General features: G+C 66.9%; 13 protein-coding genes. 9 read left to right on the top strand and 4 right to left on the bottom strand.

What is annotated here, in order from left to right:
* Positions 1-23 precede the first annotated feature (23 nt).
* On the top strand, positions 24-575 hold the full coding sequence (locus tag Bsp3421_RS13970; RefSeq protein WP_273996529.1) for a lysis system i-spanin subunit Rz: 552 nt from the start codon (positions 24-26) through the stop codon (positions 573-575).
* A 392-nt stretch (positions 576-967) separates the two neighbouring features.
* Here the strand turns inward: Bsp3421_RS13970 and Bsp3421_RS13965 are convergent, their stop codons facing one another.
* The 3 genes from Bsp3421_RS13965 to Bsp3421_RS13955 form a co-directional block, all read right to left on the bottom strand.
* Positions 968-1,231: a hypothetical protein gene (locus tag Bsp3421_RS13965; protein ID WP_273996528.1), complete on the bottom strand. Its 264-nt coding sequence runs from the start codon at positions 1,229-1,231 to the stop codon at positions 968-970.
* A gap of 60 nt (positions 1,232-1,291) precedes the next feature.
* Positions 1,292-2,500: a lanthionine synthetase C family protein gene (locus Bsp3421_RS13960; protein ID WP_273996527.1), complete on the bottom strand. Its 1,209-nt coding sequence runs from the start codon at positions 2,498-2,500 to the stop codon at positions 1,292-1,294.
* Between the two features lie 823 nt (positions 2,501-3,323).
* A complete protein-coding gene (locus Bsp3421_RS13955; RefSeq protein WP_273996526.1) occupies positions 3,324-3,890 on the bottom strand; it encodes a hypothetical protein in 567 nt (188 codons plus the stop codon).
* A gap of 523 nt (positions 3,891-4,413) precedes the next feature.
* Between Bsp3421_RS13955 and Bsp3421_RS13950 the strand changes: the two genes are divergently transcribed.
* From Bsp3421_RS13950 to Bsp3421_RS13925, 6 genes are all read left to right on the top strand, one after another.
* The gene (locus Bsp3421_RS13950; protein WP_273996525.1) at positions 4,414-5,838 is read left to right on the top strand and encodes a purine-cytosine permease family protein; all 1,425 of its coding nucleotides are present in this window, start codon (positions 4,414-4,416) and stop codon (positions 5,836-5,838) included.
* Positions 5,835-6,740, top strand: coding sequence for an NAD-dependent protein deacetylase (locus tag Bsp3421_RS13945; protein ID WP_273996524.1), 906 nt, complete (start codon positions 5,835-5,837; stop codon positions 6,738-6,740). Before Bsp3421_RS13950 ends, Bsp3421_RS13945 begins: the two co-directional genes overlap by 4 nt.
* A complete protein-coding gene (locus tag Bsp3421_RS13940; RefSeq protein ID WP_273996522.1) occupies positions 6,737-7,390 on the top strand; it encodes a DUF938 domain-containing protein in 654 nt (217 codons plus the stop codon). The genes Bsp3421_RS13945 and Bsp3421_RS13940 overlap by 4 nt, the downstream gene beginning before the upstream one ends.
* Before the next feature lie 95 nt (positions 7,391-7,485).
* Positions 7,486-8,898, top strand: a complete 1,413-nt coding sequence (gndA, locus tag Bsp3421_RS13935; RefSeq protein WP_273996521.1) for an NADP-dependent phosphogluconate dehydrogenase — start codon at positions 7,486-7,488, stop codon at positions 8,896-8,898.
* Positions 8,899-9,103: 205 nt separating this feature from the next.
* The gene (locus tag Bsp3421_RS13930; RefSeq protein WP_273996520.1) at positions 9,104-9,433 is read left to right on the top strand and encodes a DUF4148 domain-containing protein; all 330 of its coding nucleotides are present in this window, start codon (positions 9,104-9,106) and stop codon (positions 9,431-9,433) included.
* Between the two features lie 655 nt (positions 9,434-10,088).
* Positions 10,089-10,805 (top strand): peptidoglycan DD-metalloendopeptidase family protein, encoded by a 717-nt coding sequence (locus tag Bsp3421_RS13925; RefSeq protein WP_273996519.1) that lies wholly within the window; start codon positions 10,089-10,091, stop codon positions 10,803-10,805.
* A gap of 16 nt (positions 10,806-10,821) precedes the next feature.
* Here Bsp3421_RS13925 and Bsp3421_RS13920 read toward each other — a convergent pair whose 3' ends face one another.
* Positions 10,822-11,460 (bottom strand): Pr6Pr family membrane protein, encoded by a 639-nt coding sequence (locus tag Bsp3421_RS13920; protein WP_273996518.1) that lies wholly within the window; start codon positions 11,458-11,460, stop codon positions 10,822-10,824.
* 240 nt (positions 11,461-11,700) lie between these two features.
* On the opposite strand from Bsp3421_RS13920, the gene Bsp3421_RS13915 reads away from it, so the two are divergent.
* Entirely contained in the window at positions 11,701-12,237 is a 537-nt protein-coding gene (locus Bsp3421_RS13915) for a cytochrome b (protein WP_273996517.1), read from the top strand.
* A 138-nt stretch (positions 12,238-12,375) separates the two neighbouring features.
* Entirely contained in the window at positions 12,376-12,735 is a 360-nt protein-coding gene (locus Bsp3421_RS13910) for a DUF2946 domain-containing protein (protein ID WP_273996516.1), read from the top strand.
* The last annotated feature ends 3 nt before the right edge of the window (positions 12,736-12,738 follow it).

The following is a 12,738-nucleotide window of genomic DNA, read 5'->3' as shown; positions in this document are numbered from 1 at the left end:
TCCTTCACCATCCTGGCTCCCCCATGAACCTTCTCGCGCCTATCTGGCGCTACCTGCTTGTCGCCTGTCTCGGCGCGGCGCTCGGCGCGGGGCTCGCGCATCAGAGCGGCGCGCGCCGGCTGGCGCAGGAACAGGCGGCGCGCGCCGACGACGCGCGTCGTCACGCAAGCGAGCTGAATACGCTCAATCAGGCCGCGCTGATCAACGAGCAGCGCGCGGTCACAGCGCGAGACGCCGCCGCGAAGCAAGTCGCGACCGTCGATGCGCAACTCACGCAGGAACGCATGACCCATGAACTCGACAATCGGAACTATCGTGCTGGGCTCGATACTGGCGCTGAGCGGTTGCGCATCGCCGTCTCGGCCTGCTCAACCGCTCGCGACGGCGTGCCCGGCAGTCGCGCTGCCGGCGCCGCCGGCATGGGCGATGACACCGCCGCCTACGCTGACCTCGACCGAACGGTTGCGGAGCGCGTTTTCGGGGTCGCCGGCGACGACGACGAACAGATCGACAAACTGAGGGCGCTGCAGGGATATGTCTGCGCCATTCGTGCGGACACGCCGGGATGCCGCTGATGCCGCGGCGCAACACCGCGAGCATGGTGCGCACACGGATGTGTGTATCGCCCATGCCGACGGCCTTGTTTGTGCGGGCGAGGCCTGAATTCCCCGATGTCATCCGGACGGCCTGAACAGGGCGCGGCCGAGGGGCGATGCCAGGCGATTTCGGCGGGTGGGCGGCACCTGCGCAGCGACGATATGTGTGCTGGCCTACATATCCCCGTCGGAGGCATTGCGGGCACAGCCCGCCTCCCTGACCATGCACCTCGCAAGGTTACACAATCCTCGTGCCTTGCACTGCTGACTCCGTCATGTACTTCGATGACGGAGTTTTTTTTCGGCGCGGCGGCCGCCGCTCGTGCGGGGCCCATTTGGAACCTATTTCACGGTCGGGCCCGGCGCAGGGATCAGCGCTCCATCCCGCCATCCTCCGCTTCCTTCCGCTCCCGTCGTTCCTCGTTGCCGCGCCGCGCGCGCAGCCGTTGGCGCGACAATACGACGATCACCTCGGTGGTGGTGGCGTTGGGAGGGACTTCGTTGCGGATGACCTGCGGCACCATCGGCAGCCCCGCGCGCTGCCGTTCGACCGCGCGGGCGATCGCGCGCCGGCAGGCTTCGCCATGGCAGTCCCATTCGTCGCGAATCTTGTTGCAGTAACGGCATGTGTCCATGCGAAATAGTCTAACTCCAATCGCCGGCCCGCTGCTGAGAGTGCGGCATCGCGCGGCCCTTTACCAGAACACGTCGAGCGTCGGAAACGACGCGGTGCCGTGCAGGCAATCCCACAGATAGACGGCGAAGCCGGGGTCGCCCGTCCATAATGCGTAGCGCAACTGACCATACTTGCGCTCGGCCGCGCGGGTCTGCGCGATCCCGTGCATCGCGAAGGCGCGCGCACGCGCCAGCCACATCGGATCGCCCGTTCGCCGATGAAGCGCGAGAAACGCATAGCCGTTGCCGCCCGTGCCGTGGCACAGATTCGAGCCCTTCGTCAGCGGTCCGGCCGCCCAGATCGCTTCACCCGCGGCCTGCAGCAGCGGATCGAGCGCATCGCCGGGCATCCGGGCGAGGCAGATCACGAATCCCGGCGCGCCGTGGCAGAACTGCATCATCCAGGGCGTTGCCGCACCCGGCTGCGCGTGAAGGCGGACGGGCCAGTTCGCGTGCCCGTCCTCGATGCGCGCCGCGCGCTGCACGGTGTTCACGATGCAGGCTTCCCAGCGCCGCCAGCGCTCGTCGCCCAGCAGACGGCGTCCGGCGATCAGCGGTACGGCCGTCGCGACGAAGCCATGCGCACCGCCGAGATAGCTCGCGCGGCGTCCATACAACTCGTGCACCCAGTAATGGCACGCGTGTTCGGGGCACCATTGCAGCACATCCCACAGCGCGTCCGCCCCTTGCCTGAACAGTTCGGCCCAGCGCGCTTCGCCGGTGCGCGCATGCAGGAAGCGCGCCGCGAGCAGCGTGCCGGGCGCACCCCACATCAGTTCGCGCGTGGGATGCGCGTGATTCGATGCGATCAGCACCGCCAGCTGGTCCGCGAGTTCAGGGCGGGGGCGGTGCGCGTACTCGAGCATCAGAATCGGCGTGTCGCCCATCAGGTACGACGCCGCCGGTGCGTCGGGTTCGGCTGAAAGCCAGGTGCGATTGCGCGCGAGCAGTGTCGCGAGATGTGCGCCCTCGGTCGCGCGGGTCGCGCCGATGCCCCGCGCGGCGAAATGGCCGAGCGCCCAACTCGTTCCGCATGCGCCGTGATAGAGCGGCGTGAGGCTGGGCGTATCGTCGCCCGGATCCGCGTCGAGCGGATGGACGGGCCAATAGGCTTGCGCGTCGAAGCGCGCCTCGGTATCGGCGACGATGTGCCGGATCAGGTCGATGGCCGCTGTCGGATCCCAGGCGGCGTCGATCAGCGGTTCGTGGCGGGCGGGGTCGAACAGCACGGATGGCTCGTCGGTGGGGCGCGGTGGCGAAAGCGTCATGCTAGCGCGGATTCGCGGCCGGGCGAACGCGCATCGCGGCGCGCGTCCGAATCCGTATCGGGCGGATCGCGGGGCCTGCATGGTCGGCGCGCCGCGCGATGCGCCGCGCAGTCACGCGGCCACAGGGCGAAGGCCCCGACCGCTTTTGCGACCGGGGCCTTCTGGCATCAAATCCTTTGGCACGAGGAAGGGATGCGTGGCGAAGTATAGCGGCGATACAGTCGGTGTCAAAGGCGATAAATAGAGGAAATCGTTTGCGAATCGAAAAAGAAATAGAGGGATCATGTCAAACGAAATCCGGCATGACTCGCCTGGGCAAATCGGCACGGACGGATGGCATGGTCGTGCAATGCGGAAGGTGGGCCGGCGGCGCCGAAATGTGTGGTTTCAGGGCAAGGTAGGAATAGCGGGCGGCCCTGATCGCAGGGCGTTGCGAACCCACGGCGATCGGACGTCGTCTCCGTCAGGCCCGGATATTTCCTTCGCAATTAAATGCGAAAGTGTCTGTGTGTCCATGCCGGCCAGACGGAATGAACGCCGGCACACCACCGGCGTATCGCGGGCCGAATATATGTTTTCAGTCCTATCTGATCGCCGACCACTGACTGTTGCGATCCTGTATGCCACCGACCTCGGCCCTGTAGTCGATCGCGTCACCGCTGAAGGTGCAACTTCGTATCGCATGGCTTCCATCGAAGTCGAGACGGCGTGATCTGCCGCCCCGAATTCGCAGCGTATGCAGGAGACGCACCTGTTCTAAGACGTACCCGGTAAGGTTCCGATCTTATTGCTTCATTGGTTGCCGTGACACGGATATCGGCTCTGAAATCGCCCGTACCAGCCTGTACCGCAGCCCCGACGTGCCACTATTGTCGTAGCGGATGTCATCGATTTTCCACTCGCCGAGCTCTTTCTTTAAAACGAGCACATTGGTCACGCTTGGCCTGGTATCGCCAACCAAGACATAACGGATCTCGACTTCAGGATGACTCCGCGTGCCGGAAACCGATCCCAACAAGCAGGTGGACGCTGCATCGGATACGCTTGTCCAGACTTGGTCTCCCATTTCGGGTTTGCCGCCAGTCGCAGCCTGTACCGCTGCGCTTCTGGCCACTGCGCGACTGTATAGATCCGCTGCTTCCGAGGTCAGGACCTGTCGATAGATTCCAGGCGGATCAGCGGAATCCATTGCTGATTTCGCAGTGACAATTTTCCCGCAGAAATTTTTGACGACTCGCCCGGCCTCGCTTTTGGACAGCGGCGAAAAAGCCCAGGCGACACTTGAGCTTGCAACGAACATCGCAAACCCGATCATCAGGAAGTGTTTTGCTTTACGCATAATAAATTGCATCGATATAAGGATTTCCACTCGCGGCATCTCGCGCGTATGCGGGCATATGCCCAGCGTCAGTGCGCTTGCGCAACTGCAACGGAACGAAATTCGTCAGGGAAATAATATTTGATATGTGCATCGCGTCACGGCGATGCCGGAGTATAGACGCACCTTGCCGGCTACAGGCTTCGCTAACATTTGTTGACTTCGCGATGGCTTCCCCGCGGGCGGATTTGCATGCTGTCGGCACTTATATGAGGCACATGCATTTCCCATTCGCCGCATCGCGAAGTCCGTATGTTCCGAACGCGTCGCCCGTTCCTCGCTGACCGAAGCGCCTGTCATTCGGCGTGCCAGTCGGCTGCATTGCCACAATTTTTTGAGAATCCATGCGGGTTGCGATCCGGCGCGCATGCGCAGTCGCCCTCGTGTCGGGGCTGAACCAACCACGAGCGTAAACCCGGACGTCATTTCGGTTGTCTATACAATTTGACGCGATTAGGGTGGTGTCCGGAACCGTTGCCACTACCCACTCGACGCCATGCCCAATTCTCCCGCTCCGACCCGCCGCCCGCTGCGCGAGCGCCGCACCATCGATTACATTCCGGACCACGAGCGTCATGGCAGGCTGTCGAGCCAGTTCACGCTGTGGCTCGGCGCGAATCTTCAGATCACGGCGATCGTCACGGGCGCGCTCGCGGTCGTCTTGGGCGGCGATGTGTTCTGGTCGCTGATCGGCCTTGCATTGGGCCAGCTGCTGGGCGGCGCGGTGATGGCGCTGCACGGCGCGCAGGGGCCGCAGCTCGGCCTGCCGCAGATGATCTCGAGCCGCGTGCAGTTCGGCGTGTACGGCGCGGTGATCCCGCTCGTGCTGGTGTGCCTGATGTACGTCGGCTTCTCCGCGAGCGGCACCGTGCTCGCGGGGCAGGCGCTTGCCCAGCTGTTCGGCATCGACGACGCGGCGGGCATTCTCGCGTTCATCTCGGTCGTCGTGGTGCTCGCGGTGTTCGGCTATCGGATGATCCATGCGCTCGGCCGCGTGTCGAGCCTGGTCGGCGTCGTGGCGTTCGTCTACATGTTCACGCGCCTGCTGTCCGGTCACGATATCGGCGCGCTGCTTGCGATCCGCGCGTTCACGCTGCCGAACTTCCTGCTCGCGGTGTCGCTGTCCGCGTCGTGGCAGATCGCCTACGGCCCCTACGTCGCCGATTATTCGCGCTACCTGCCGCGCACGACGCCCCCGCGCCGCACGTTCTGGGCGGTCGGGCTCGGCTCGGTGCTCGGCGCGCAGGCGTCGATGGTGTTCGGCGTCTTCGCGGCGGCGCTCGCCGGGCAGCAGTTCGCCGGCCATGAGGTGCGCTTCATCGTGAGCCTCGGCGCGAGCGGCGCGGCGGCGGCCGCGCTTTATTTCGCGATCGCGTTCGGCAAGCTGACGATCACGACGCTCAACGCGTACGGCAGCGTGATGTCGATCGCGACGATCGCGACGGGCTTCTCCGGCCGCAACCAGATCTCGCTGCGCGCGCGCATGGCCTATGTGCTGACGATGGTGGTGGCGGTCGCATGGCTCGCGCTCGCGGGCCGCCATGCGTTCCTCAAGGAGTTTTCCGCGTTCATCCTGTTCCTGCTCGCGTTCTTCACGCCGTGGAGCGCGATCAACCTGGTTGATTTCTACTGCGTGACGAAGGAGCGCTACGACGTGCCGGCGCTGTACGATCCGAATGGACGCTATGGGCGCTGGAACGTGCCCGGGGTGGCGATCTACGTGATCGGCGTGCTGGTGCAGATGCCGTTCCTGTCGACGCATTTCTACACCGGCGCGCTCGTCGAGCGTCTGGGCGGCACCGATATCTCGTGGATCATCGGCCTCGTCGTGCCCGGGCTTCTGTATTATGTGGCGGCACGCAGGAAGGCCGCGCACGTTCCGGAGCGGCTGATCCTGCCGGACGAACCCTCGTTGCCATGACCGATCCTGCTTTACCGCGCGTCGCCGATGCGGCGCGCGCCGTCCCCGATGCCGAGTCGCTCGACGCGCTGCATGCGTTCGTCGAGCGTCATCCGCGCCTGTTCGTGCTGAGTGGCGCGGGCATCAGCACCGAATCCGGCATTCCCGGCTATCGCGACGGCGAAGGCCGATGGATGCGCTCGCAACCGATCCAGCTGCAGGAATTTCTCGGCTCCGAACACGCGCGGCGGCGCTATTGGGCGCGCAGCATGCTGGGCTGGCCGGTGGTCGGCCGTGCGCGGCCGAATGCCTCGCATCGCGCGCTGGCGGCGCTCGCCGACACCGGGCGGATCGCGCGGCTCGTCACGCAGAACGTCGATGGCCTGCATCAACGCGCGGGCAGCCGCGACGTGATCGAGCTGCACGGCGGAATCGACGGCGTGACCTGTCTCGCCTGCGGCGCGCACCACGCGCGGGCAGCGATCCAGCTGCAACTGGAAGCCGACAATCCGGCGCTGCTGGAGGCGGAGGCCGAACCCGCCGCCGACGGCGACGCGCACCTCGAATGGGCGGCGCTCGACACGTTCCATGTGCCGGCGTGTACGCGATGCGGCGGCATGCTGAAGCCCGCCGTGGTGTTTTTCGGCGAAAGCGTGCCGCGCGAGCGCGTGACGGCCGCGGCCGATGCGCTCGCGTCGGCCGATGCGATGCTGGTCGTCGGATCGTCGCTGATGGTGTATTCCGGCTATCGCTTCTGCGTCTGGGCCGAACAGCAGCGCAAGCCGATCGCGGCGCTCAACCTCGGGCGCACGCGTGCCGATCCGCTGCTGGCGCTGAAGGTCGACGCCCCATGCGGTGCGATGCTCGCCGCGCTGGCCGAGCGCATCGGCGCGGCGCTGAACGACGACACGGAGAATCCATGACGACCGCCCCTCATCTTCCCGCCGGCGGCGATGCGGCGCGGCAGTGGTCGCCCGCCGCCGAGCGCAATCGCGAGCCAATCCTCGCGGTGCTGCGCGAGATCCTGCCCGCGCATGGCACCGTGCTCGAAATAGCGAGCGGCACGGGGCAGCACGCGGTGCATTTCGCCGCCGCGCTGCCGACGCTCGCCTGGCAGCCCAGCGATGCGGATCCGGCCGCGCGCGCGTCGGTTGCCGCATGGGCGGCGCAGGCGGCGCTGTCGAACCTGCGCGCGCCGCTCGCGCTCGACGTGTGCGAGACGTCGTGGCCGCTCGCGTCCGCGGACGCGCTCGTGTGCTGCAACATGATCCATATCGCGCCGTGGCGCGCGGCCGAGGGCCTGTTCGCGGGCGCGGCGCGCGTGCTGCCCGGCGCGGGCGCCCCGCTGGTGCTGTACGGCCCGTTCCGGCGCGCGGGCGCGCATACGGCGCCCTCCAACGCGGCCTTCGACGCGCAGTTGCGCGAGCGCGATCCGGCCTGGGGCGTGCGCGATCTGGAAGCGGTCGTCGCGCTCGGCGACGCGGCCGGCTTCGCGTTCGACGCGGCCATTCCGATGCCCGCGAACAACTTCTGCGTGGTATTCCGGCGGCTGCCGGCGCACCGCGGCGCGTGACCCAAAGCAGCGCTGCTCCGCAGTTTCCCTTATCCTTTCGCCTGTGCGCGCGGCTCGAGTGGGTCGCGCCCTGTTTTTATCCGGAGAATTGAATAATGGGCAAGCAAGCAATCGGTGTGGTCGGACTGGCGGTGATGGGTCGCAATCTGGCCTTGAATATCGAGAGCCGGGGTTATGCGGTGTCGGTCTACAACCGCAGCCGCGAGAAGACCGATGAACTGATCGCCGAATTTCCCGACCGCAAGCTCGTCCCGACGTACTCGCTCGAGGAGTTCGTCGCATCGCTCGAAACGCCGCGTCGGATCCTGATGATGGTGAAGGCGGGCGCCGCGACCGACGCGACCATCGCGGCGCTCAAGCCGCTGCTCGCGAAGGGCGACGTGCTGATCGACGGCGGCAACACGCATTTCACCGACACCGTTCGCCGCAACCAGGAGCTGGCGCAATCGGGCCTGCATTTCATCGGCACCGGCGTGTCGGGCGGCGAGGAGGGCGCATTGCACGGCCCGTCTATCATGCCGGGCGGCCAGCGCGACGCCTACGATCTCGTCGAGCCGATCCTCAAGCAGATCGCCGCGAAGGCGCCGGCGGACGGCGAGCCCTGCGTCGCCTATATGGGCCCGGACGGCGCGGGCCACTACGTGAAGATGGTTCACAACGGCATCGAGTACGGCGACATGCAGCTGATCGCCGAGAGCTACGCGGTGCTCAAGCAGGTCGCGGGGCTGACGAACGAGGAACTGGGCCGGGTGTACACCGACTGGAATCAGGGCGAGCTGGACAGCTACCTGATGGAGATCACCGCGAAGATCTTCGCCAAGAAGGACGACGAGACGGGCCAGCATCTGGTCGACGTGATTCTCGACCGCGCCGCGCAGAAGGGCACCGGCAAGTGGACGAGCCAGAACGCGCTCGATCTCGGCGTGCCGCTGCCGCTGATCACGGAATCGGTGTTCGCGCGCGTGCTGTCGTCGCTGAAGGAGCAGCGCGTCGCGGCGAGCAAGGTGCTGAGCGGCCCGGCGCCCGCGCCCATCGAGGGCGACCGCGCGGCATTCGTCGAGGCGGTGCGCCGCGCGCTGTACTTCAGCAAGGTGATTTCGTACGCGCAAGGTTTCGCGCAGCTCGACACGGCCTCGAAGGAATACGGCTGGAGCCTGGATCTCGGGACGATCGCGAAGATCTTCCGCGCAGGCTGCATTATCCGTGCGCGGTTCCTGCAAAAAATCACCGACGCGTACGTGAAGGCGCCGGGATTGGCGAATCTGCTGCTCGATCCGTACTTCCAGGACATCGCCGCCAACTACCAGTCCGCGCTGCGCGACGTGGTGATCGCCGCGGTGAAGGCCGGCGTGCCGGTGCCGGCGTTCGCGTCGGCGATCGCGTACTTCGACAGCTATCGTTCGGCCCGCCTGCCCGCGAACCTGGTGCAGGCGCAGCGCGATTTCTTCGGCGCGCACACGTTCGAGCGCACCGACAAGCCGGGCAGCTTCCACGCGAACTGGTCGTAACACGGCATGGCGCTCGGCGGTAATTGTTGCAAGTATCTATTCTATTAGTAGGGTTTTGGGCGAATGGATCTTCGATTGTTATCGCCGAGGAAACAGAGTTTTCGTCGATACATGGTTTTCCCTAGGTGACCGGATGGCTAGACTGTAGTCAATCGCTGCAGACAATGGTGTGTGCGGCGAACAAGAAGGTCACGGAGGTTTGATCATGAAATCGCTTATCGCTGCTGTCGCTACCGCTGCTGTCTTCGCTGTCCCCGCCGTTTCGTTCGCTCAACAAGCGAATGGCCCGGTGACCCGCGCCCAGGTGCAGGCTGAACTGACGCAACTGCGCGCGGCCGGCTACAACCCGAGCAACGACCGGGTGAACTACCCGACCGAAATCCAGGCCGCGGAAGCCCGCATCCACCCGCAACAAAGCGTGGCGAACGCCGATACCAGCGGTTATGGCGCACAGCCCGCCGCCGCCGCCGAAGCAGGCGCACCGGCCAAGGTGAAGCGTATCGCCGACGGCGCGCCGGTTTTCAAGGGTCACTGATTGACCGCGCGGTACGGTCGCACCAGGCGCTCACGCCTGACGCGACACCAGCCTGACGTCACCCCGAGCAGCCCACGGTTCCGTACGACGGAGCCGTGGGCTGTTTGCTTGGGTGCATCCGTCCGGGCACGAACGGCACGTTGGTCGTCGCGGCGAAAGGCGGATTGCGTCGGCGCGCCTGCGACCGTTTCACGGGTTTCCGTCGCATGCGTTCCCGTTGACGGAATGACAACGCACGCGCCGTCGCGCGGATAGCGTTCGAGACAAGAAGGTTGCCGCTGGCACCGGGGCGACTGCGTCGCCGTGTTCCGTAATCCCGTTTCAGCGAGTACCATCCGTCGGGCATGGGGCCAGGGTTGTCGTTACGCCTCCGGGCGTCGGTCACGCTCACCCCGCGGCTGTCGTTGTGCACGGCCGAGCCGTGGCGGGTCGATTTCGTGGCGCCGATCCAGGGCGCCGCGCCCGGCGACGCGAGATGCGTCGGCCGCGAACCCGAGCCGCCGGACAGCGGCCATCCCGGCGGCGCGAGGCGTGCGCGGGAAACCTCGTGCGCTTTCCGGGGTCCCAGAGGACGCCGCTGTGGCGAACCGGTGCGACGCGCGGCGACCGCGCCGATCGGAAACCAACGGAGGTTTGCTTGATAAAAACGCGCTTCATGACCTATCAGGACGCGGGCCGCATCGCGTGCATGCTGGCTGCGGCGGCGGGCATGGTGCTGGCGGCCGGCTGCACGATGACGCCCTGGACCGATTCGTGGCAGCCTGCCGCGCGCGCGACGCCGTCGCCGTCATCCGCCTCTGGCGTGATGGCCGGCTACTACCGCGTGAACCCCGGCGATACGCTGGGCGGCATCGCCACCGCGTTCGGCCAGCGTCCGCAGGATGTCGCGTACTGGAATCATCTCGCGGTGACGGACATGGTCGCGCCCGGCCAGGTGCTGCGGGTCGCGCCGCCGCCCGCGATCACGTCGCTCGCGCCCGCGCCCGCGCCATCCGCGCCGGCGGCGCTGGCCTGGCCTGCGCAGGGCGCGGTCACGTCGGGCTTCGCCGGCGGCAAGAACCAGGGCATCGTGATCACCGCGCGCGGCGGCGACCGGACCGTGCGCGCAGCCGCGGCCGGGCGCGTGGTCTATGCGGGCACGGGCGTCGCGGCCTATGGGCCGCTCGTGATCGTGAAGCACGAGAACGGCCTCATTACCGCCTACGGCCATGCGGGCAAACTGCTCGTCAACGAAGGCGACGCCGTGAGCGCCGGGCAGCCGGTCGCGGAAATGGCCACGGATGCCGGCGGCCGCGCGAGCTTCGAATTCGAGGTGCGCCAGAACGGCAAGCCGGTGGATCCGCTCGGCTTCCTGCCGCGCAACGGCGGCTGAGCGCGGCGGCCGGGCGCTAGGCGCCGCCGATGCGGATCGCCCGCGCGCCGCGCGGCCGGTTGCCGAGCCAGACCACCAGCGCGGCGAACGCGATGCCGCCGATCGTGATCGCGCCACAGTGCGCGGCGACGTTCAGGTAGCCGTGAGGGCGCGGATCGACGAACGGATACGGATACCAGTCGACGAGCGGCCCGCGCACCAGCGTATAGACGAGATAGGCGATCGGGAACGCGAGCCAGCGCAGCATGTGGGTCCAGTCGAGCCGGGTGCGGGGCGCGAGGTAGAGCCAGTCGAGCAGCAGCGCGACCGGCATGATCCGGTGCAGGATCCAGTTGCTGTAGGTCGGCGTGCCATGCACGAGCGAGTCGGCGTGCGCGAGCAGCACTTCGTAGACGATGCCGGTGATCGACATGTACAGCACCGCCGCGCCGCGCGCGGATTCGTAGAACGGCGCGGGCGGACGGCGCGCGAACCACAGCCCCGCCAGCAGCACGGCGGCGGCGTACAGGTTGCTGAGCTGGGTGAAATAGCTGAAGAAGTTGCTGAGGCTGAAGGTGGGGAAGCCCCATTTCAGTGCGATGCTGTAGCCGGTCGCGGACAGGATCAGAGCCCCGGCCAGCACCCGGTAGGCGGTGACGAAGGTGGTCTTGTTCATGCGGCTTCCATGGGGCGATCGAGAGGGCGGGGCCGCGCGACGGGCAGGCTGACTTGTCGAGAATAGCGCATCCGTCAGGGCCTCGCGGCGATTTTCGGCGGGCGGCGCGCAGGGCGGCGCGCAAGCTGCGCAAAATCTGACGAATCCATGCGAATCCGGCGCGCGGGCTCGCTACAATCGGGGCCGAGGTCCGGCCACGCCGCCGGTTGCCCATTCCCCCATACGCACCACGAGCCCGCCATGAAGCCGATCCTTGCGAAGCCTCAGCGCTACACCCCGCCTGCCATCTTCTTTCACTGGGCCATCGTGCTGCTGGTCGCGCTCGCCTATCTCGCGATCGAGATCCGCGGGCCGAAGGGCAGCGACAGCCGCACGTTCTGGACCAACGTGCATTTCTGCGCCGGGATGCTCGTGCTCGGGCTGTCGATACTGCGCGTCCTGTGGCGCTTCGCGAGCCGCGCGCCCGCGCCGCTGCCGCAGCCCGCGCCGCTCATCTGGCTGTCGCGGCTCGTGCACGTCGCGCTCTACCTGTTCATCCTCGTTCAGCCACTGCTCGGCATCCTGTTCGTTAACCTGGGCGGCAAGCCGGTGCCGCTCGTATGGATCAACGCGTCGCTGACGCTGTTCGAGCCGAATCCCGCGCTGCGGCCGGCGGCCAAGGCCGCCCATCTGTTCATCGGCAACCTGTTCTACTACGTGATCGGCCTGCACGCGCTCGCGGCGCTCTGGCATCACTTCATCAAGCGCGATGCGACCTTGCGTCGCATGACGTTCTAGTTCCCCGGCCGCCACGCCCGCGCGACTTGGTTGTCCCGGCAACCATGTCGCGCGGCGCGCGCCCGGGCCCTGTGCAGCGGCGCATCCTTTCTGTACCATTCCGGCTGCTTTACACCTTCCCTCCACTAGCCGCCGCCGATGCCGTATCGCTTTCGCAAACTGACCGTCTGGCTCGGCATGCTGGCGATCTGGCTCGCGGTCGTCGCGCCGCTCGTCTCGCAGGCGAGCCTGCGCGCGCATGCGCTGCCCGACGCGGTGGTCTGCGGCACCGGGCACGAAGGCGAGCCCGCCCCGATGGGCGCGCATCATGCGCTGCATCTCGATGCGTGCGGCTATTGCGCATTCTTCGCGCACACCCCCGCGCTGGGCGGGGCGACGCCGGGCGCGCGCGCGGCATCGCTACCGGCCGGCGGCGTGCTGGCGAACCCCGCCGGCGTCGTACCGCGCGAATTCGCCTATCGGCGCGCCCAGGCGCGTGCGCCACCCGAAACTGCCTGACAC

The organism is Burkholderia sp. FERM BP-3421 (assembly GCF_028657905.1).
Taxonomy (GTDB): Bacteria; Pseudomonadota; Gammaproteobacteria; order Burkholderiales; family Burkholderiaceae; genus Burkholderia.
This window is presented reverse-complemented; position numbering and strand designations above follow the sequence as displayed.